Here is an 18,396-nt window from a genome sequence, read left to right as displayed (position 1 = left end):
GGCCCTATCCTGCCAAGTCCTCCCGGGCGAGGTCGACCGCGCTGTTCACCAGGCCGATGTGGCTGAACGCCTGCGGGTAGTTCCCGAGCTGGCGCCGGGCCGCCGGGTCGTACTCCTCGGCCAGCAGGCCCACGTCGTTGCGCAGCGCCAGCAGGCGGTCGAAGAGCGCCTCGGCCTCGTCCCTGCGGCCCGTCCGCAGCAGGGCGTCGACCAGCCAGAACGAGCAGGCGAGGAAGGCTCCCTCATCACCCGGGAGACCGTCCACGGAATTGCCGGCCGTGCTGTAGCGGCGGATCAGACCGTCGTGGGCGAGCTCCTCGCGCACCGCGTCCACCGTCCCCCGTACGCGGGGGTCGTCGGGCGGGAGGAAACCGGTACGGACGATGAGCAGCGTCGAGGCGTCCAGCTCCCGGGAGCCGTAGTACTGGGTGAAGGTGTTGCGCTCGGGGTCGTAGCCCTTCTCGCAGACCTCGGCGTGCACCGCGTCCCTCATCGCGCGCCACCGGTCGGCGTCACCGGGCAGCTCCGGGTTCTCCTCCAGGGAGCGCACGGCCCGGTCGGCCGCCACCCAGGCCATCACCTTGGAGTGCACGAAGTGCCGGCGCTCCCCGCGGATCTCCCAGATGCCCTCGTCCGGCTCACGCCACGAGGACTCCAGGAAGCCCAGCAGACTGAGCTGCAGGTTCCAGGCGTGCGGCTTGTCGTCGAGCCCGGCGTCGCGCGCCACCCTCAGCGAGTCGATGACCTCTCCGTACACGTCGAGCTGCCGCTGCTTGACCGCGGCGTTTCCCGAGCGGACCGGCACGGAGTTCTCGTAGCCGCTCAGCCAGGTCAGTTCCGTCTCGGGGAGCCGGCGCTCCCCGGCGAGTCCGTACATGATCTGGAGGTCGGCGGGGTCTCCGGCCACGGCGCGCAGGAGCCAGTCCCGCCAGGCGGCGGCCTCCTCGAGGTAGCCGGCCGAGACCATGGCGACCAGTGTGAGGGTGGAGTCCCGCAGCCAGCAGTAGCGGTAGTCCCAGTTCCGCACCCCGCCGATCTCCTCCGGCAGCGATGTCGTCAGGGCCGCGACGATACCGCCGGTGGGGGCGTAGGTGAGCGCCTTGAGAGTGATCAGGGAGCGGAGCACGGCGTCCCGGTGCTTGCCGTGGTACGTGCACTTCGCCGACCACTTCGCCCAGTCGGCGAGGGTGTGCTTCAGCGACTTGTGCGGGTCGATCAGCTTGGGGCGCGGGGAGTGCGAGGGGTGCCAGGTGAGGACGAACGCCACGCTCTCGCCCTCGGCGACGGTGAAGGAGGAGCAGGTGCTGAACTGCTGGCCCCACGTCTTCACCGGCGGCTCGCTGCGCAGCCAGACCGAATCGGGGCCTGCCACGGCGACCCGGTGGCCGTGGGAGCGGCGCATCCACGGCACCACGGAGCCGAAGTCGAAGCGCAGCCGCAGCACCGAGCTCATGTCGACGCTGCCGCTGACCCCCTCGACGATCCGCATGACGTCGGGGGCCTTGTCGCGCTGCGGCATGAAGTCGATGACCTTGACCGTCCCGGTCCTGGTCTCCCAGTAGGTCTCCAGCACGAGGGAGTCGTCCACGTAGGCGCGGCGGGTGCAGTTCTCGGTGCTTTCGGCGCCCTGAGGGGCGATGCGCCAGTGTCCGTTGTCCTCGTCGCCGAGCAGGGCCGCGAAACAGGCGCCCGAGTCGAAGCGGGGCAGGCAGAGCCAGTCGACGGAACCGTTCCTGCCGACCAGGGCGGCCGTCTGCAGATCGCCGATGAGGGCGTAGTCCTCGATGCGTGGAGTCACGTTCAGGCGTCTTCCCGAACCTGCGCCACGCTAAGCAGCGAACCCGCCGGGAACAGCGTTGCCGACGTGGCCTCAGGCGGTCGCGGGTTCCGGCTCGGGCGCCGCCTCGGCGTCCTGTGCGGCCTCTTCCCTGTCGCGCTTCTCACGGCGTACGAGGACGACCCAGCCGACGGGGACCCCGGCGGCGAAGAGCCACCACTGGACGGCGTACGCCATATGGGGGCCGATGGAACTGTCGTCGGGAGCCGCGATCGTCTCGGGGCTGCCCCCGGCCGGCTCCGGATCGGTCAGTTCGAGGTATCCGCCCAGCACCGGGCGGCCCAGAAGGTGAGCCTGCTGGGCACTGTTGATCAGCATCACCTGCCGGTCCGGCAGGCCCGCGAGATCCTTGATACCGCTGGCGCTCGTCGTCTCGTCCGCCTTGAGGCGCCCCTTGACGGTGACCTCGCCGCGCGGCGGGGCCGGAACCTTCGGGAAGGTCTGCTGGGAGGCGGCCGCCTCGACCCACCCGCGGTTGACCAGGACGGTGCCGCCGCCCTTGAGGTTCAGAGGGGTCAGGACCAGGACGCCGATCCGCTCGTCCCGGGAGGTGCGACGGCGCACCACGACCTCGTGCTCGGTGTCGAAGGTCCCGGTGGCCGTCACGGCCCGCCAGTAGTCCGAGCGGGGAACCGTGTGCCCGGGAGAGGTGAGACGGGCGACGGGGACGGGGTCGGCCTTGAGGTTCCGGGTGATCAGGGCGTTCTGCTCGACCTTGTGCTCATGCCGGTGCAGCTGCCAGAAACCCAGCTCGACCATCGTCGGGATCATGGCGAGGACGAGGAGGGTGACGAGCACCCACTGCCGGGTCAACAGGAAGCGGTACACCCCATGACCGTACAGCCGGGGCCATGGGGTGCGGCACGGAGGGTCCCCCGTGCGTGGGAGAACGACCCGTCATACTTTGTCCACGATGCCCGTCCTCCCCTCGGCGCGGGCGCAGTGACCCCCGCAGTACCAGTGCCCGTCGACCTCGACGCCCTGGCCGATGACCTGCACCCGGCAGTGCTCGCAGATGGGCGCCATGCGGTGGATGGCGCAGGAGAAGCAGTCGAAGACGTGCACCGCGCCCTGCGCGTGCACCTCGAAGGACATGCCGTAGTCGTTTCCGCAAACCTCACAACGTGCCATGCGCCACAGGGTGGGACGCCGGGCGGCGGCGGGCGAGCGGGTGGCGGGCGAGTCGCCGCCGGTTCACTCCGATGACGGCGACGGCTTGGGCACGGAGACCGCCTTCGCCGGGGCCACGTCCCGCAGCAGATGGGTGAAGGCGCTCTCCTCCAGGATCGGGGTGCCGAACGCCTTCGCCTTGACCGTCTTGGACGTCGCCGAGTCCGGGTCGTTGGTGACGAGCAGGCTCGTGAGCCGGGAGACGCTCGTCGCCACGTGCAGACCCGCCTCCACCGCGCGGTCCTCCAGGAGCTCCCGGTCGACGGAGGTGTCTCCGGAGAACGCCACCCGCATGCCCTGCATGAGCGGTTTGTCCGACTCGTAGCGTCCCGGGTTCGGATACGGGCACGCGGGACGCTTGCGCGAGGGGCGCCAGCCGCCCTGGCTCTGCGACGGGCGGTAACCCGACCGGGGGGTGACCGGGGAGTCGTACCACTCCGTCAGGGGGCGGCACTCCAGCAGAGGCAGACGCACCCCGCCCCGGGCCGCGGCGTGCAGACTCGGGCGGAACGCCTCGGCCAGCACCCGGGCGTCGTCCAGCGCGTGGTGCGCCCGCTGCTGCACCACACCGAAGTGCGCGGCCAGCGACTCCAGTTTGTGGTTGGGCAGCGGAAGCCGGAGCTCCTTGGCCAGCGCGATCGTGCACAGCCGCTGTTCCACCGGAGCGGTCACCGACGCGCGGGCGTACTCCCGGGCGATCATCGACCAGTCGAAGGCGGCGTTGTGGGCGACGAGCACCCGGCCGGAGAGGCGCTCGGACAGCTCGGCCGCCACTGCCGGGAAGAGCGGCGCACCCTCCAGGACCTCACTGGTGAGGCCGTGGATCCACACCGGGCCGGGGTCCCGCTCGGGATTGACCAGCGTGTACCAGTGGTCCTCGACCTCGCCTCTCGCGTCGAGGCGGTACACGGCAGCGGACACTATCCGGTCGTCGCGGGCGAGTCCGGTGGTCTCCACGTCGACGACCGCGTACCCCTGGGGATACGCGGCCGGCCACGGCGCTGCGGTCTGACGGTCCTCGAGCATGGTCACAGAGAATACGGGCCGGGACCGACAGCGGACTATCCGGGCGCCCGGGAGGTGTGAACCCGGACGGCACGTCGCGTAGTTGGCCGAGGCAGCGGGAAGGCGCTCCGGGAGGCGCCCGCGGCGGGTGCGGCGAGAGGGGCCCGGATGACGGACACGCGGACGCAGGACGAACCCCACGGCGGCGGGCTCGGCACCCGCCTCAACTGGCTCCGGGCCGCCGTGCTCGGCGCCAACGACGGGGTGGTCTCCACCGCCGGAATCGTGGTCGGTGTGGCCGGGGCCACGGGGGAGCGCTCCACCCTCCTCACGGCCGGGCTGGCAGGGCTGCTCGCCGGCTCCATGTCGATGGCGGCGGGCGAGTACGTGTCCGTCTCCACCCAGCGCGACTCGGAGAAATCCGCCCTGGACACGGAGAAACGTGAGCTTGAGGAGACCCCTGAGGCCGAGCTCGCCGAGCTGACCGAACTGCTGGAGGAGAAGGGGCTGAGCAACGACCTCGCCCGGGAGGCGGCCGAGCAGCTCACCCGGCGCGACGCGCTGCGCGCCCACGCCGAGGTCGAGCTGGGCATCGACCCGGACGAGCTGACCAACCCGTGGCACGCCGCGGGCGCCAGCTTCCTGGCCTTCACCGCGGGGGCGCTGCTGCCCCTGCTGGCGATCGTGCTGCCGCCCACGTCGGCACGGCTCCCCGTCACGGTCGTCTCGGTCCTCGCCGCCCTCGCGCTCACCGGCTGGTGGAGCGCCCGGCTCGGCGCGGCCCCGGCCCGCCCCGCGGTGCTGCGGAACATGGCCGGGGGAGCGGTGGCCATGGCGGTCACGTACGGAGCGGGGGTGCTGCTGGGGGCGGCGGGGGTGTGAGGCGGGTTTCCCCGGTGCGCCGCGCCCGGACCGCCGGGGCCCGTTCCGGACATCCCGCGGCGGGACGGTTGGCGGAAACCGCCAAAGCCGAGCGACACCGGCCCTCGCATACTTGTCGGTAACAACATCTATGCCCGGCGCCCGGCACAGCTCTACGGTGCTCGCATGGAGCCGAACCTGCCCGATGTCGTGCTGTGGTCGATCCCGGCCTTCGTCCTGCTCGCCGTACTCGAAATGGTGTCCTACCGGCTTCACCCGGACGACGAGGCCGCCGGGTACGACGCCAAGGACGCCGCCACCAGCGTCACCATGGGGCTGGGCAGCCTGGTCTTCGACCTGCTGTGGAAGATACCCGTCGTGGCGATCTACGCCGCCGTCTACGAACTGACCCCGCTGCGCGTGCCCGTTCTGTGGTGGACGGTCCTGCTGATGCTGCTGGCCCAGGACTTCTTCTACTACTGGTCCCACCGGGGCCACCACGTGATCCGGATCCTCTGGGCCTGCCACGTGGTCCACCACTCGAGCCGGAAGTTCAACCTCACCACGGCGCTGCGCCAGCCCTGGACCTCCCTCACCTCCTGGCCGTTCTACCTCCCGCTCATCGCGCTGGGCGTCCACCCCGCCGCGCTCGCCTTCTGCTCCTCGGCGAACCTCGTCTACCAGTTCTGGGTGCACACCGAGCGGATCGACAAGCTGCCCAGGCCGTTCGAGTACCTCCTCAACACCCCCTCCCACCACCGGGTGCACCACGCCTCCCAAGGGGGCTACCTCGACCGGAACTTCGGCGGGATCCTCATCGTCTGGGACCGGCTCTTCGGCTCGTTCGCCGCCGAGACCGAGCGTCCCGTCTTCGGGCTCACCAAGAACATCACCACCCACAACCCGTTCCGCGTCGCCACGCACGAGTACGCCGCCATCGCACGCGACGTACGGGCCGCCGCCACCTGGAGCGAGCGCGCGGGCCGGGTCTTCCGCGGACCCGGCTGGCAGCCGTCGCCGCCGACGGGCGCGCCCTCCCGCCCGGTGCTGCCGGACACGGCCGCCGAGCGCACCGGATGAGCGCCGCCACCGGAGCACCCCGGCTCGTACGTCCCCTCCTGGTCGCCTTCCTCGCCGCGTCGGCGGTCCACCTGGCGGGGCTGCTCGCCGGGGTGGAAGCCCCGCACCTGGTCACCAAGCCGCTGCTGATGCCCCTGCTCGCCGCCTACGCGGCCGCCCGCGGAGGCCCCCGGCTCCTCGTCGCCGCGCTGCTCTGCGGCTGGGCCGGCGACGTGCTGCTCATGCCCGACGCGGACCTCGCGTTCCTCGCCGGAATGGCCTGCTTCGCCGCCGGCCACGTCTGTTACCTGCTGCTGTTCGGCCGCGCCCCGGCGCGGCCGGTCTCCGGCCTGCTGTACGCCGTGGTGCTCGTCGTGTTCGTCGCGCTGCTGTGGCCGGGACTGCCGGGGGGACTGCGCGTCCCGCTGACGGGATACAGCCTGCTGCTCACGGCGATGGCCTGGAGGGCCGGAGTCCTGGGCCGCCTCGCCGGCGTCGGCGGAGCCCTCTTCCTCTTCTCCGACGCACTGATCGCCACCGGCATCGCGGACTGGCCGCAGCTGCCGGCCCACCACTTCCTGGTCATGCTGACCTACATCGCGGCGCAGTACCTCCTTACCCGAGGGGCGCTCGGGCAGGACCGGGATTCCACCGGCGACGCCCCCGGGGCGTACCGTGAGGGCCGTATCGGTATCTGAGACCAGCGAGGACCTCACCCATGCGTGCCACCGTCATCCACGCGCCCCACGACATCCGCGTCGAGGACGTGCCCGACGCCGCGGTGCGGGAGCCGGCGGACGCGGTCGTCCGGGTCCTGCGCTCGTGCGTCTGCGGCAGCGACCTCTGGGCCTACCGCGGCGAATCCGCCCGCCGGCCCGGTCAGCGCATCGGCCACGAGTTCCTCGGCGTGGTGGAGGAGACGGGCCCCGAGGTCAACGGCTTCGCCGCCGGAGACCTCGTCGTCGCCCCCTTCCGCTGGTCCGACGGCACCTGCACCTACTGCGCCGAAGGACTCACCACGTCCTGTCCACGGGGCGGATTCTGGGGAACCCCCGGGTCCGACGGCGGTCAGGGCGAGGCGGTCCGTGTCCCGTTCGCCGACGGAACCCTCGTCAGGCTTCCGGCGGCGGCCGCGTCCGACGACCGGCTGCTCACCGCGCTCCTCGCGCTCTCCGACGTGCTCGGGACCGGCCACCACGCCGCGCTCGGCGCGGGCGTCGGGCCCGGCAGCACCGTCGCGGTCGTCGGTGACGGAGCGGTCGGCCTCTGCGGGGTGATGGCGGCCAAGCGCCTGGGCGCCGAGCGGATCATCGCGCTGGGACGCCACCAGGCCCGTACCGACATCGCCCGCCGCTTCGGAGCCACCGACGTCGTCGCCGAACGCGGTGAGGCGGCGCTCGCCGCCGTCCGGGAACTGACCCGCGGCGAGGGCACCCACGGTGTCATCGAGGCCGTCGGCACCGAGCAGTCGATGCGTACGGCCCTCGGGATCGTCCGCGACGGAGGCAGCGTCGGGTACGTCGGCGTCCCGCACGGCAGCGGTACCGGGATCGACCTCGACGAGATGTTCGACCGGAACATCGCGCTGCGCGGCGGCGTTGCCCCCGTACGCACCTACATCCCGGACCTGCTGCCCGACATCCTGGACGGCACCATCGACCCGTCCCCGGTCTTCGACCTGACCGTCGGGCTCGACGGGGTGCCGGGGGGCTACAAGGCGATGGACGAGCGCACGGCGCTCAAGGTCCTGATCAGGCCGTAGCCCGCGCCCGCACGACGCGGAAGAGGGGGCCGGGAGCGAACACTCCCGGCCCCCTCTCGTCAGGGGACTACCAGCGGACCGCGTCCAGCGCGTCCACGACACCGGCTCCGTAGAAGCCGTTGTAGTACTTGCCGCCCTCGCAGACCGCGTCCACCGTGCCGTCACCGTCGATGTCGTACGGCGCGCCGCACGCGGTGGCGTCGGCCTGGACCGTCATCAGCGCCTTCACCGCCGCGGCGGAGGCGTACGGGTGCTTCGACTTGATCAGGGCCGCGACACCCGCGACATGCGGGGACGCCATCGACGTACCGGCCTTGTAGCCGTAACCGCCACCGGGCAGCGTCGACAGGATCAGACCGTTGTCGGCCGGCGCCTCGGGCGTCTGGTAGCGCGTCGAGTCACCGCCGGGCGCGGCCACGTCGATGACCCCGAGACCGTAGTTCGAGTACGAGGACTTGAGGTTCTTGGCACCGGTGGCCGCGACCGTCACGACACCCGGCAGCATGGTCGGGATGTCGGGGCAGGCGCTCGGGTCGACCGTGCGGGTGACCGTCGTCGCGTCGTTGGGGCTCGTCGTGTCCTCGATGGCGTCGAGGGCGAGGTCGTGGTCCGAGTTGCCGGCCGCCGCGACGTTGACGACGCCCTTGCCCTCCGCGTAGCGGGTGGCGCGGGTGACCGCCTCGACCAGGGCGCCCTGGTCGGGGTCGTTCTTGCAGTTGAACAGCCACGGGTCGGTGTAGTAGCTGCTGTTCGTCACGTCGACGCCGTGCTCGGCGGCCCAGACGAAGCCGCAGACGACGGCCTCGGTGTAGAAGTAGCCGGCCGGTGTCGAGACCTTGATGCCGGAGACCTTCACGCCGGGAGCGACGCCGGTCACCCCGACACCGTTCTTCGCCGCGGCTATGGTGCCGGCGACATGCGTGCCGTGGTCGCTCTCACCGGCCATCGGGCGCCAGGCGCCGTCGGTGGTGTCCGGGGCTCCGGACACACAGTTCACCGAGGCCGCGCGGTCGAAGTTCGGCGCCAGGTCGGGGTGCGTGTCGTCCACACCCGTGTCGATGACGCCGACGGTGACCTTGCTGCTTCCGAGCGACTTCTTGTGGGCCTGGTCCGCCTTGATGGCGGGCAGGTCCCACTGCAACGGCTCCAGCGGGTCCTGACCGGCGGCCGCGTCCTTGGACGCCGCCTTCGCCTGCGCGGCCGTCAGCGGCTGCTCGACCCCGATGTCCTTCGTCGCCTGCGGCTCGATCGGAGCGTTGCGCGTCGCGCCCGCCGACTGGACGCCCCTGGCCTTGCGGATCGTCGGAGCGAAGTCCGGGTTCTTCGAGTGGACGACGATGACGCCTATCTTGTCGTACGAGGTGACGATCGTCCCGCCGGCCTTGGATATCGCCTCCCGCACCTGCTTGGCCGCGCTTTGGCCCGCCCGCGTGTTCACGACGTACGACAGCTGGGGGCCGTCCGCCGTGACGGCCGCCGCCGGCTCCTCGGTGGGTGCCGCGGCCGCGGTCCCCGTCGGGAGGAAGCCGAGGGAGGCCGTGAGCGCGAGTCCGACGGGCAGCGTGAGTACGCGAGTCCGTCTGGATGCCAGATGAGCCATGGGTTCTCCACATCATCCGTGCCGTGGGACCGGGCGCAGCCGCGCCCGGTCCGGTACATGACCAAGGAAGCTATCCCTGATCTTGCCCGAGCATCAACGAATACGGGCAAGTGAGTTCGAGGTGTGACCTCCGGGAGGCGCGTCAACGGCAGTCGGGTGGAGAGAAGACCGAATCTGCGGTGAACCACTTCGCCACGCTCTCCGTGCCGTTGCACAGGGAGTCGTGCAGCCGGTTCCAGCCACCCCCCACACCGCAGAGGACTCCCCGTGAATTCCAGCGTCCCCACCACCGCACCCGCGTCGCGAGGAGAATCCGTGGCCACCGAAGCACCGCCGCCCCAGCGGCCTGAGGACGGCAGCCCCGTCCAGCCCACGACCGAGGCGTTCCTCGAGGCGCAGAGCAGTGCGGAGTTCGCCGAACTGCGCCGGTCACACCGCTCCTTCGCGTTCCCGCTGACCGTCGGCTTCATCGCCTGGTACCTGCTGTACGTCCTGCTGTCCAGCTACGCGGGCGACTTCATGGGCACCAAGGTCGTCGCCAACTTCAACGTCGCCTTCGTGTTCGGCCTCGCCCAGTTCGCCACCACGTTCCTCATCGCCTGGTTCTACTCACGCCACGCCTCGAACAAGCTCGACCCGCAGGCCGCGGCCATCAAGTCCCGTCTGGAGGCCGACGCATGAGCGCCGCGTACGCATCGCAGGACGTGATCCAACTCGCCGCCACCTCCTCGTCCGAGCACCGGCCGCTGATCATCACCCTCTTCGCGGTCTTCGTCGCCGCGACCCTGGGCATCACCGTCTGGGCCGGCCGGCAGACCCGGAGCGCCTCCGACTTCTACGCGGGCGGGCGCCAGTTCACCGCCTTCCAGAACGGCCTCGCCGTCTCCGGCGACTACATGTCGGCCGCGTCCTTCCTCGGCATCGCCGGCGCCATCGCGCTCTTCGGCTACGACGGCTTCCTCTACTCCATCGGCTTCCTCGTCGCCTGGCTCGTGGCCCTGCTGCTGGTCGCCGAGCCGCTGCGCAACTCCGGCCGCTACACCATGGGCGACGTCCTCGCCTACCGGATGCGGCAGCGGCCGGTCCGCACCGCCGCGGGAACCTCCACCATCGTGGTGTCGATCTTCTACCTGCTCGCCCAGATGGCCGGCGCCGGCGTCCTGGTCTCCCTGCTGCTCGGCATCACCAGCGACGCGGGCAAGATCCTCATCGTGGCCCTGGTAGGCGTCCTGATGATCCTCTACGTCACCATCGGCGGGATGAAGGGCACCACCTGGGTGCAGATGGTCAAGGCCGTCCTCCTCATCGCGGGCGCGCTGCTGATGACCCTCATGGTGCTGTGGAAGTTCGACTTCAACGTGTCCGACCTGCTCGGCACCGCCGCCGAGAAGAGCGGCCACGGCGCCGCGTTCCTGGAGCCCGGCCTCAAGTACGGCGCGACCGGCACCTCGAAGCTCGACTTCATCTCGCTCGGGATCGCGCTGGTGCTCGGCACGGCGGGACTCCCGCACATCCTGATCCGCTTCTACACGGTGCCCACCGCCAAGGCGGCCCGTAAGTCCGTGAACTGGGCCATCGGCATCATCGGCGCCTTCTACCTGATGACCATCGCCCTGGGGTTCGGCGCCGCCGCCCTGATCGGTCCGGAGGAGATCAAGGCGAAGAACCCGGCGGGCAACGCGGCCGCGCCGCAGCTCGCCGAATACCTCGGCGGGGTCGGCACCACCGGGGGCGCCGTCCTGCTGGCGGTCATCTCGGCCGTCGCCTTCGCCACCATCCTCGCCGTCGTCGCGGGACTCACCCTCGCCTCCTCGTCCTCCTTCGCGCACGACATCTACGCCAACGTCATCCGCAAGGGTCAGGCCACCGAGAAGGAGGAGATGCGCGCCGCGCGGTGGGCCACCGTGGCCATCGGCATCGTCTCCATCGCGCTGGGCGCCATGGCCCGCGACCTGAACGTCGCCGGCCTCGTCGCCCTGGCCTTCGCCGTCGCCGCGTCGGCGAACCTCCCGACCATCTTGTACAGCCTGTTCTGGAAGCGCTTCACCACCCAGGGCGCCCTCTGGTCGATCTACGGCGGTCTCGCCTCGTCCGTCCTGCTGGTGCTCTTCTCACCGGTCGTGTCGTCCAAGCCCACCTCGATGTTCCCGGACGTCGACTTCGCCTGGTTCCCCCTGGAGAACCCGGGACTCATCTCCATCCCGCTGGGCTTCCTGCTCGGCTGGCTCGGCTCGGTCGTCTCCAAGGAGGAGCCGGACCGGGGCAAGTACGCCGAGCTCGAGGTCAAGTCCCTCACCGGCACCGGCGCGCACTGACCGTCCCGTGCCGCGGGCCCCGTCGTAGGGATCTACGACGGGGCCCCTTCCCACCTCGTGTCAACCGGTCCCCCGCCCTGTCGCACCTCTCGCGTACTCTCGGAGAAGTCAGACCGCAACAGCGGACACCACCGGGGGAGGGGGCCCACAGTGCTCATCGACACCTACGGCAGGGTCGCCACCGACCTGCGTGTATCACTGACCGACAAGTGCAATCTCCGCTGCACCTACTGCATGCCCGAAGAAGGCCTGCAGTGGCTCTCCAAGACCTCCCTGCTCAGCGACGACGAGATCGTGCGGCTCATCCGCATCGCCGTCACCGACCTCGGCGTCACCGAGGTCCGCTTCACCGGGGGCGAGCCGCTGCTGCGGCCCGGACTGGTCTCCATCGTCGAGCGCTGCGCGGCCCTGGAGCCGCGTCCCAGGATGTCGCTCACGACCAACGGCATCGGGCTCAGCCGCACCGCCTCGGCCCTGCAGGCCGCAGGCCTGGACCGGGTCAACGTCTCGCTGGACACCCTGAGGGCGGACGTCTTCAAGACCCTCACCCGCCGCGACCGGCACAAGGACGTCCTGGAGGGCCTCCAGGCGGCCCGCGATGCCGGGCTCACCCCCGTCAAGGTCAACTCCGTCCTGATGCCCGGCCTCAACGACGACGAGGCCCCCGAGCTCCTCGCCTGGGCCGTGGAGAACGCCTACGAGCTCCGCTTCATCGAGCAGATGCCGCTCGACGCCCAGCACGGGTGGAAGCGCGACGGCATGATCACGGCCGGTGACATCCTGGACTCCCTGCGTACGCGCTTCACCCTCACCCCGGAGGGGGACGAGGAGCGCGGTTCCGCTCCGGCAGAGCGCTGGAGGGTGGACGGCGGACCGCACCGCGTCGGCGTCATCGCCTCGGTGACCAGGCCCTTCTGCCGCGCCTGCGACCGTACCCGGCTCACCGCCGACGGCCAGGTCCGCACCTGCCTGTTCGCCCGCGAGGAGACCGATCTACGGGCAGCGCTCCGCTCCGACGCACCGGACGAGGAGATCGCGCGGATCTGGAAGATCGCGATGTGGGGCAAGAAGGCCGGATCCGGCCTCGACGACCCCGCCTTCCTCCAGCCCGAGCGCCCGATGTCAGCGATCGGCGGCTGAGGAGTCCCACTCCGCGAGCGTCACCACGTCCTTCAGGAAGCCGCGCACACCGAGGAACGACGACAGGTGCTCGCGGTGCTCCTCGCAGGCCAGCCAGGTCTTGCGGCGCTCCGGAGTGTGCAGCTTCGGGTTGTTCCAGGCGAGGACCCACACGGCGTCGGCGCGGCAGCCCTTCGCGGAGCAGACCGGTGCGCCGGTGGCGCTCTCGGCGGAGGTGTCGGGGAAGTTCACGACCTCAACCCTACGGGCTCCCGCCCCGCCCCCGGCCCGCCGTCCCCGCCGGAGAACGGCGACGCCGAGCAGCCACGGGGGGAGCTGCCCGGCGTCGGTCCGTCGCTCCGACGGGGGATGCGGAGCGTTCACGGAAGTATGCCACGGTGCCCTGGGGCCGGTGCACCGTAACGGCATGATTGATCTGAGCTTTTCCTGAGCTTTGCCGGTCCCGGCGTCAGCCCGTGGAGCGGGCGTCGCCCACGTGACCGGGCTCCGGGTCCGCGTCCGCGGGACTCCCCGCCGGAGCCGCGTCGAGGGCGGGCCGCACGGGTGCGGGGACGAACGTCGTAGGGAGTGAAGGGGCGTTCTCACGACCGGCGTTGGCGATGACCACGGCGACGTACGGAAGCAGGAGGCCGAGCGCGAGCGCGACCATGGCCACGTGCCGTTCGACGTTCCACAGGCTCGCCGCCAGTACCACGGAGACGGTGCGCACCGACATCGAGATGATGTAGCGCCGCTGCCTGCCGCGTACGTCGTCGGCGAGACCCTGCCGTGCCCCGGTGATCCGGAAGACCTCCGTGCCGCTCTGCTTGCGCATCGTGATTCCACCGCCAGATCTCTGTGCCGGGCCCACCCGGACCGCGCCGCTCATACGGTACGCCGGGAGTCCGCGCGGTACGAGACCGGGGTATGCCCGGTTCGTGCCGGTCCGGAGGCGGTGCCACGTACGGCCCTGTCCGGCATGCGGTGCCCGTCCTGCGGGCCGAGACTGAACCGACGTGCGCACACCGCGCCGCACGAGGAGGCGATATGAGCTGGTTGTGGGCAATCATCGTGGGTCTGGTGCTGGGTGTGATCGCCCGTGCGATCCTGCCGGGCAAGCAGGACATCCCCCTCTGGCTGACCGTGATCTTCGGCATCCTCGGCAGCATCCTGGGCAACGCCGTCGCGGGCTGGATCGGCGTCAGGGACACCGACGGCATCGACTGGATGCGCCATGTGCTGCAGCTGATCGGCGCCGTGGTCGTCGTCGGCGTCGGCGACATGCTCTGGCAGTCGATCAAGGGCAACCGCAAGAAGCAGCAGAGAACCTGACGGGGAAGACGCAGCACCGGGGCCGGTCACGAGGGTGACCGGCCCCGGTGCTGTCGCGTCGGCGTCAGCCGGCGACGACCTCGACGGCCGCGAGGTTCTTCTTGCCCCGGCGCAGGACGAGCCAGCGGCCGTGCAGCAGCTCCTCGCGGGCCGGAGCGGTCTCCCCGTCCGTGACCTTCACGTTGTTCACGTAGGCCCCGCCCTCCTTGACCGTGCGGCGGGCCGCCGACTTGCTGGCCGACAGGCCGACCTCGACCAGCAGGTCCACGACCGGAGCCGGCTCGGTGACCCGGGCGTGCGGCACCTCCGACAGGGCGGCGCTCAGCGTCGCCTCGTCCAGCTCGCCGAGCTCACCCTGGCCGAACAGCGCCTTGGACGCCGCGATGACCGCCGCGCACTGGGCGCTGCCGTGCACGAGGGTCGTCAGCTCCTCGGCCAGCGACCGCTGCGCGGAGCGGGCCTGCGGGCGCTCCTCGGTGAGCTTCTCCAGCTCCTCGAGTTCCTCACGGCTCTTGAAGCTGAGGATGCGCATGTACGTCGAGATGTCCCGGTCGTCCACGTTCAGCCAGAACTGGTAGAACGCGTACGGCGTCGTCATCTCCGGGTCGAGCCAGACGGCGCCGCCCTCGGTCTTGCCGAACTTGGTGCCGTCGGCCTTCACCATCAGCGGCGTCGCCAGCGCGTGCACGACCGCGCCCGGTTCCAGGCGGTGGATCAGGTCGATGCCCGCCGTGAGGTTGCCCCACTGGTCGCTGCCGCCCTGCTGCAGCGTGCATCCGTGGCGCCGGAAGAGCTCCAGGAAGTCCATGCCCTGCAGGAGCTGGTAGCTGAACTCGGTGTAGCTGATGCCCTCCTGCGACTCCAGCCGGCGGGCGACCGAGTCCTTGGTGAGCATCTTGTTGACCCGGAAGTGCTTGCCGATGTCCCGGAGGAACTCGATCGCGGACAGGCCGGCCGTCCAGTCCAGGTTGTTCACCATGGTGGCGGCGTTCGGGCCCTCGAAGGTGAGGAAGGGCTCGATCTGCGCGCGCAGGCGCTGGACCCAGGCGGCGACGGTCTCGGGATCGTTCAGCGTGCGCTCGGCGGTCGGCCGGGGGTCGCCGATCTGGCCCGTGGCCCCGCCCACCAGGGCGAGGGGCTTCAGCCCGGCCTGCTGGAGCCGGCGCATGGTGAGCACCTGCACCAGGTGGCCCACGTGCAGGCTGGCCGCGGTCGGGTCGAACCCGCAATAGAAGGTGACCGGGCCGTCCGCGAGAGCCTTGCGCAGTGCGTCCTCGTCGGTGGACTGGGCGAACAGCCCGCGCCACTTCAGCTCGTCGACGATGTCCGTCACGGTCGTTTCTCTCCTCTGGGGATTCGATGGGTTGTGCGGCCAGTCTATGGGGGTCAGACGCCCTGGCTGACCGAGCTCATGTGGAAGTCCGGGATGCGCAGCGCGGGCATCGCGGCCCGGGTGAACCAGTCGCCCCACTCACGCGGAAGCGTCCGCTCCGTACGGCCCGCCTCCGTGGCCCGGGACAGCAGGCCGACCGGTGACTCGTTGAAGCGGAAGTTGTTCACCTCCCCGAGCACCTCGCCGTTCTCCACCAGGTACACCCCGTCCCGGGTCAGACCGGTCAGCAGCAGCGTGGCGGGGTCCACCTCCCGGATGTACCAGAGGCAGGTGAGCAGCAGGGCCCGGCCCGTCGTCGCGGCCACCATCTCCTCCAGGGACCGCTCGCCGCCGCCGTCCAGCAGAAGATTGTCCGTCGCGGGAGCGACCGGCAGGCCCGTCAGGCCCGCGGAGTGCCGGGTCGTGGTCAGCCGCTCCAGCCGGCCGTCCTTGACCCACTCGGTCGGGGTCAGCGGAAGCCCGTTGTCGAAGACCGACGAGTCGTCCCCCGACGCGTGCGCGACGACGAAGGGCGCCGACTCGAGCCCCGGGGCGTGGGGGTCGCTGCGAAGGGTCAGCGGCAGCTCGGACAGCTTCTCGCCGATCCGGGTGCCTCCGCCCGGCCGGGAGAAGACCGTACGGCCCTCCGAGGCATCCCTGGCGCCCGCCGACCAGTACTGGTAGATCAGCAGGTCCGCCACCGCGGTCGGCGGCAGCAGCGTCTCGTACCGTCCGGCCGGCAGCGCGATACGGCGCTCCGCCCAGCCCAGTCGCCGCGCCAGCTCGGCGTCCATGGCCGCGGGGTCGACGTCCTGGAAGTCGCGGGTGGCCCTTCCCGCCCACGCCGAACGGGTCCGGTCGGGGGACTTGGCGTTCAGCTCCAGCGTTCCGTTCGGCTGGTCGTGGCGCAGCCGGAGCCCCGTCGACGTGCCCAGGTACGTCGACGTCATCTGGTGGTGGGCGAAGCCGTACAGTTCGCGGCCGCCCGCGCGGGCACGGGCGAAGGCGTCGCCGAGCGCCGGGGCGAAGGCGGCGAAGACGTCGGAGCCCGTCTCGGCGGGCGCCTCGGCGAAGTCGGCGGAGACCGGGACCCCGGAGACCAGCGGCTGGGCGTCCTCCGCCGGGCCTGCCGCGCGCGCGGCGGCCTCGGCGGCCCGTACCAGCGGCTCCAGGTCCTCGGTGGTGACGGCCGAGCGGGAGACGACCCCGGAGGCCGTCCCCTCGGAGCCGTCCACGGTCGCGATCACGGTCAGGGTCCGCCCCCGCGTCACCCCGTTCGTGGTCAGCGCGTTGCCGGCCCAGCGCAGATTGGCGGAGGAGTTCTCGTCCGCGACGACCACACAGCCGTCGGCGGTGGAGAGCTCCAGCGCGCACTCGACGATCTCGTACGGCTTGCTGGCGCGGCTCATCGCCCGGCCTCCTGCGTCGTGTTGAGGATGTTCACGCCCCGGAACAGGGCCGAGGGGCAGCCGTGCGACACCGCCGCCACCTGACCCGGCTGGGCCTTGCCGCAGTTGAACGCGCCGCCCAGCACATAGGTCTGCGGCCCGCCGACCTTCTCCATCGAGCCCCAGAAGTCCGTGGTCGTGGCCTGGTAGGCCACGTCCCGCAGCTGGCCCGCCAGCCGGCCGTTCTCGATCCGGAAGAACCGCTGACCGGTGAACTGGAAGTTGTACCTCTGCATGTCGATGGACCACGACCGGTCGCCGACCACGTAGATCCCGCGCTCCACCCCGCCGATCAGGTCCTCCGTGGAGAGCCCGCCCGGATCCGGCTTCAGCGACACGTTCGCCATCCGCTGGACGGGCACGTGCTCCGGGGAGTCGGCGTACGCACAGCCGTTGGACCGGCCCAGGCCCGTCAGCCTCGCGATCCGGCGGTCGGTCTGGTAGCCCACGAGGGTCCCGTCCTTGACCAGGTCCCAGGACTGCGCCTCGACGCCCTCGTCGTCGTACCCGACGGTCGCCAGCCCGTGTTCGGTGGTGCGGTCCCCGGTCACGTTCATCACGGGGGAGCCGTACGCCAGCTTGCCCAGCTGGTCGAAGGTGGCGAACGAGGTCCCCGCGTAGGCCGCCTCGTAGCCCAGCGCCCGGTCCAGTTCGGTCGCGTGACCGATCGACTCGTGGATCGTCAGCCACAGGTTGGACGGGTCGACGACCAGGTCGTACGTCCCCGCCTCGACACCGGGCGCCCGCATCTTCTCGGCCAGCAGCCCGGGAACGCGCTCCAGTTCGGAGTCCCAGTCCCAGCCGGTACCCGTGAGGTACTCCCAGCCCCGGCCGGCCGGCGGGGCGATCGTCCGCATGGAGTCGAACTCCCCGGTGGCGCCGTCCACGGCCACCGCCGTCAGCTGCGGATGCACCCGCACCCGCTGCTGGGTGGTGACGGTGCCCGCGGTGTCGGCGTAGAACTTGTTCTCGTGGACCGTCATCAGCGAGGCGTCCACATGCGCCACCCCGTCGCCCGCCAGGAGCCGCGAGCTCCACTCGGACAGCAGCCCCGCCTTCTCCTCGGCGGGCACCGAGAAGGGGTCGATCGCGTAGGACGACACCCACGTCCGCTCGCCGTGGGCCGGCTCGTCCGCCAGCTCCACCCTCTCCTCGGACCCCGCCGCCGCGATGACCTTCGCCGACAGCTTCGCCATGGCGACCGCCTGCGAGGCCACCTTGGCCGCGGCGTCCATCGTCAGATCCACCCCGGAGGCGAAGCCCCACGCGCCGCCGTGCACCACCCGGACCGCGTACCCGGTGTCGGTGGTGTCCGAGCTGCCGGAGGGACGGGCGTCCCGCAGCCGCCAGGAGGCGCTCCGCACCCGCTCGAACCGGAAGTCCGCGTGCACGGCCCCGAGCGCGCGGGCGCGGGCGAGCGCCGCGTCGGCGAGAGCACGCAGCGGCAGGGCCAGGAACGACTGATCTACCTCATGGGCCACACGGGCCTCCCCTTGCTCCACTGACGAAAATGTCT

The 18,396-nt window shown here is 71.1% G+C and carries 18 protein-coding genes; 8 read left to right on the top strand and 10 right to left on the bottom strand.

Translation table 11 applies throughout. The features are described from left to right. Positions 1-4: 4 nt before the first annotated feature. The 4 genes from ACGFNN_RS25180 to ACGFNN_RS25165 form a co-directional block, all read right to left on the bottom strand. On the bottom strand, positions 5-1,798 hold the full coding sequence (locus tag ACGFNN_RS25180; RefSeq protein WP_393559172.1) for a glycoside hydrolase family 15 protein: 1,794 nt from the start codon (positions 1,796-1,798) through the stop codon (positions 5-7). Positions 1,799-1,870: 72 nt separating this feature from the next. Next, positions 1,871-2,665, bottom strand: coding sequence for an SURF1 family protein (locus tag ACGFNN_RS25175; RefSeq protein WP_393559170.1), 795 nt, complete (start codon positions 2,663-2,665; stop codon positions 1,871-1,873). A 69-nt stretch (positions 2,666-2,734) separates the two neighbouring features. Then, positions 2,735-2,968, bottom strand: a complete 234-nt coding sequence (locus ACGFNN_RS25170; RefSeq protein WP_078492597.1) for a hypothetical protein — start codon at positions 2,966-2,968, stop codon at positions 2,735-2,737. 63 nt (positions 2,969-3,031) lie between these two features. Beyond that, positions 3,032-4,039, bottom strand: coding sequence for a DEDDh family exonuclease (locus ACGFNN_RS25165; protein WP_362542556.1), 1,008 nt, complete (start codon positions 4,037-4,039; stop codon positions 3,032-3,034). A 141-nt stretch (positions 4,040-4,180) separates the two neighbouring features. Here ACGFNN_RS25165 and ACGFNN_RS25160 point away from each other — a divergent pair, with 141 nt between their 5' ends. The 4 genes from ACGFNN_RS25160 (at position 4,181) to ACGFNN_RS25145 (ending at position 7,694) form a co-directional block, all read left to right on the top strand. Beyond that, positions 4,181-4,894 carry a VIT family protein gene (locus ACGFNN_RS25160; RefSeq protein ID WP_393559168.1) on the top strand — a complete coding sequence of 238 codons (714 nt, stop codon included), beginning with the start codon at positions 4,181-4,183 and terminating at the stop codon, positions 4,892-4,894. A gap of 165 nt (positions 4,895-5,059) precedes the next feature. Continuing rightward, positions 5,060-5,953, top strand: a complete 894-nt coding sequence (locus ACGFNN_RS25155) for a sterol desaturase family protein (RefSeq protein WP_362542550.1) — start codon at positions 5,060-5,062, stop codon at positions 5,951-5,953. After that, a complete protein-coding gene (locus ACGFNN_RS25150; RefSeq protein ID WP_393559166.1) occupies positions 5,950-6,630 on the top strand; it encodes a lysoplasmalogenase in 681 nt (226 codons plus the stop codon). The genes ACGFNN_RS25155 and ACGFNN_RS25150 overlap by 4 nt, the downstream gene beginning before the upstream one ends. 20 nt (positions 6,631-6,650) lie before the next feature. Beyond that, on the top strand, positions 6,651-7,694 hold the full coding sequence (locus ACGFNN_RS25145) for a zinc-dependent alcohol dehydrogenase family protein (protein ID WP_393559164.1): 1,044 nt from the start codon (positions 6,651-6,653) through the stop codon (positions 7,692-7,694). 67 nt (positions 7,695-7,761) lie between these two features. Here ACGFNN_RS25145 and ACGFNN_RS25140 read toward each other — a convergent pair whose 3' ends face one another. After that, positions 7,762-9,294, bottom strand: a complete 1,533-nt coding sequence (locus ACGFNN_RS25140; RefSeq protein ID WP_393559163.1) for a S8 family serine peptidase — start codon at positions 9,292-9,294, stop codon at positions 7,762-7,764. Positions 9,295-9,609: 315 nt separating this feature from the next. On the opposite strand from ACGFNN_RS25140, the gene ACGFNN_RS25135 reads away from it, so the two are divergent. The 3 genes from ACGFNN_RS25135 (at position 9,610) to moaA (ending at position 12,749) form a co-directional block, all read left to right on the top strand. Continuing rightward, the gene (locus ACGFNN_RS25135; RefSeq protein ID WP_362542538.1) at positions 9,610-9,975 is read left to right on the top strand and encodes a DUF485 domain-containing protein; all 366 of its coding nucleotides are present in this window, start codon (positions 9,610-9,612) and stop codon (positions 9,973-9,975) included. Next, on the top strand, positions 9,972-11,609 hold the full coding sequence (locus ACGFNN_RS25130) for a cation acetate symporter (RefSeq protein WP_362542535.1): 1,638 nt from the start codon (positions 9,972-9,974) through the stop codon (positions 11,607-11,609). The genes ACGFNN_RS25135 and ACGFNN_RS25130 overlap by 4 nt, the downstream gene beginning before the upstream one ends. Before the next feature lie 150 nt (positions 11,610-11,759). After that, complete coding sequence (gene moaA, locus ACGFNN_RS25125) at positions 11,760-12,749, top strand: GTP 3',8-cyclase MoaA (protein ID WP_393559160.1); 990 nt, start codon at positions 11,760-11,762, stop codon at positions 12,747-12,749. Here the strand turns inward: moaA and ACGFNN_RS25120 are convergent. Continuing rightward, positions 12,732-12,980, bottom strand: coding sequence for a hypothetical protein (locus ACGFNN_RS25120; RefSeq protein WP_362542529.1), 249 nt, complete (start codon positions 12,978-12,980; stop codon positions 12,732-12,734). The genes moaA and ACGFNN_RS25120 overlap by 18 nt on opposite strands. A 217-nt stretch (positions 12,981-13,197) precedes the next feature. Then, positions 13,198-13,563: a DUF3099 domain-containing protein gene (locus tag ACGFNN_RS25115; RefSeq protein ID WP_393559158.1), complete on the bottom strand. Its 366-nt coding sequence runs from the start codon at positions 13,561-13,563 to the stop codon at positions 13,198-13,200. A gap of 212 nt (positions 13,564-13,775) precedes the next feature. Here ACGFNN_RS25115 and ACGFNN_RS25110 point away from each other — a divergent pair, with 212 nt between their 5' ends. Next, the gene (locus ACGFNN_RS25110) at positions 13,776-14,060 is read left to right on the top strand and encodes a GlsB/YeaQ/YmgE family stress response membrane protein (RefSeq protein ID WP_393559157.1); all 285 of its coding nucleotides are present in this window, start codon (positions 13,776-13,778) and stop codon (positions 14,058-14,060) included. 64 nt (positions 14,061-14,124) lie between these two features. Here ACGFNN_RS25110 and tyrS read toward each other — a convergent pair whose 3' ends face one another. Genes tyrS through ACGFNN_RS25095 form a run of 3 tightly spaced genes read right to left on the bottom strand, consistent with a single transcriptional unit; the run spans position 14,125 to position 18,361 of the window. Beyond that, on the bottom strand, positions 14,125-15,393 hold the full coding sequence (gene tyrS / locus ACGFNN_RS25105; protein WP_393559155.1) for a tyrosine--tRNA ligase: 1,269 nt from the start codon (positions 15,391-15,393) through the stop codon (positions 14,125-14,127). Between the two features lie 53 nt (positions 15,394-15,446). Beyond that, positions 15,447-16,841, bottom strand: a complete 1,395-nt coding sequence (locus ACGFNN_RS25100) for a metallopeptidase TldD-related protein (RefSeq protein ID WP_393559153.1) — start codon at positions 16,839-16,841, stop codon at positions 15,447-15,449. After that, the gene (locus tag ACGFNN_RS25095; RefSeq protein ID WP_393559151.1) at positions 16,838-18,361 is read right to left on the bottom strand and encodes a TldD/PmbA family protein; all 1,524 of its coding nucleotides are present in this window, start codon (positions 18,359-18,361) and stop codon (positions 16,838-16,840) included. Before ACGFNN_RS25095 ends, ACGFNN_RS25100 begins: the two co-directional genes overlap by 4 nt. Positions 18,362-18,396 lie beyond the last annotated feature (35 nt).

Source organism: Streptomyces sp. NPDC048590 (genome assembly GCF_043199535.1).
Taxonomy (GTDB): Bacteria; Actinomycetota; Actinomycetes; order Streptomycetales; family Streptomycetaceae; genus Streptomyces.
Note: the sequence above shows the minus strand (reverse complement) of the source record. Positions and strands in the feature narration are given on the sequence as shown.

Excerpts from the sequence above, each read along its gene's own strand:
- ACGFNN_RS25170 (WP_078492597.1), bottom strand. The coding sequence starts at position 2,968 with ATGGCACGTTGTGAGGTTTGCGGAAACGACTACGGCATGTCCTTCGAG.
- ACGFNN_RS25160 (WP_393559168.1), top strand. The coding sequence starts at position 4,181 with ATGACGGACACGCGGACGCAGGACGAACCCCACGGCGGCGGGCTCGGC.
- ACGFNN_RS25155 (WP_362542550.1), top strand. The coding sequence starts at position 5,060 with ATGGAGCCGAACCTGCCCGATGTCGTGCTGTGGTCGATCCCGGCCTTC.
- ACGFNN_RS25150 (WP_393559166.1), top strand. The coding sequence starts at position 5,950 with ATGAGCGCCGCCACCGGAGCACCCCGGCTCGTACGTCCCCTCCTGGTC.
- ACGFNN_RS25145 (WP_393559164.1), top strand. The coding sequence starts at position 6,651 with ATGCGTGCCACCGTCATCCACGCGCCCCACGACATCCGCGTCGAGGAC.
- ACGFNN_RS25140 (WP_393559163.1), bottom strand. The coding sequence starts at position 9,294 with ATGGCTCATCTGGCATCCAGACGGACTCGCGTACTCACGCTGCCCGTC.
- ACGFNN_RS25130 (WP_362542535.1), top strand. The coding sequence starts at position 9,972 with ATGAGCGCCGCGTACGCATCGCAGGACGTGATCCAACTCGCCGCCACC.
- ACGFNN_RS25115 (WP_393559158.1), bottom strand. The coding sequence starts at position 13,563 with ATGCGCAAGCAGAGCGGCACGGAGGTCTTCCGGATCACCGGGGCACGG.
- ACGFNN_RS25110 (WP_393559157.1), top strand. The coding sequence starts at position 13,776 with ATGAGCTGGTTGTGGGCAATCATCGTGGGTCTGGTGCTGGGTGTGATC.
- ACGFNN_RS25100 (WP_393559153.1), bottom strand. The coding sequence starts at position 16,841 with ATGAGCCGCGCCAGCAAGCCGTACGAGATCGTCGAGTGCGCGCTGGAG.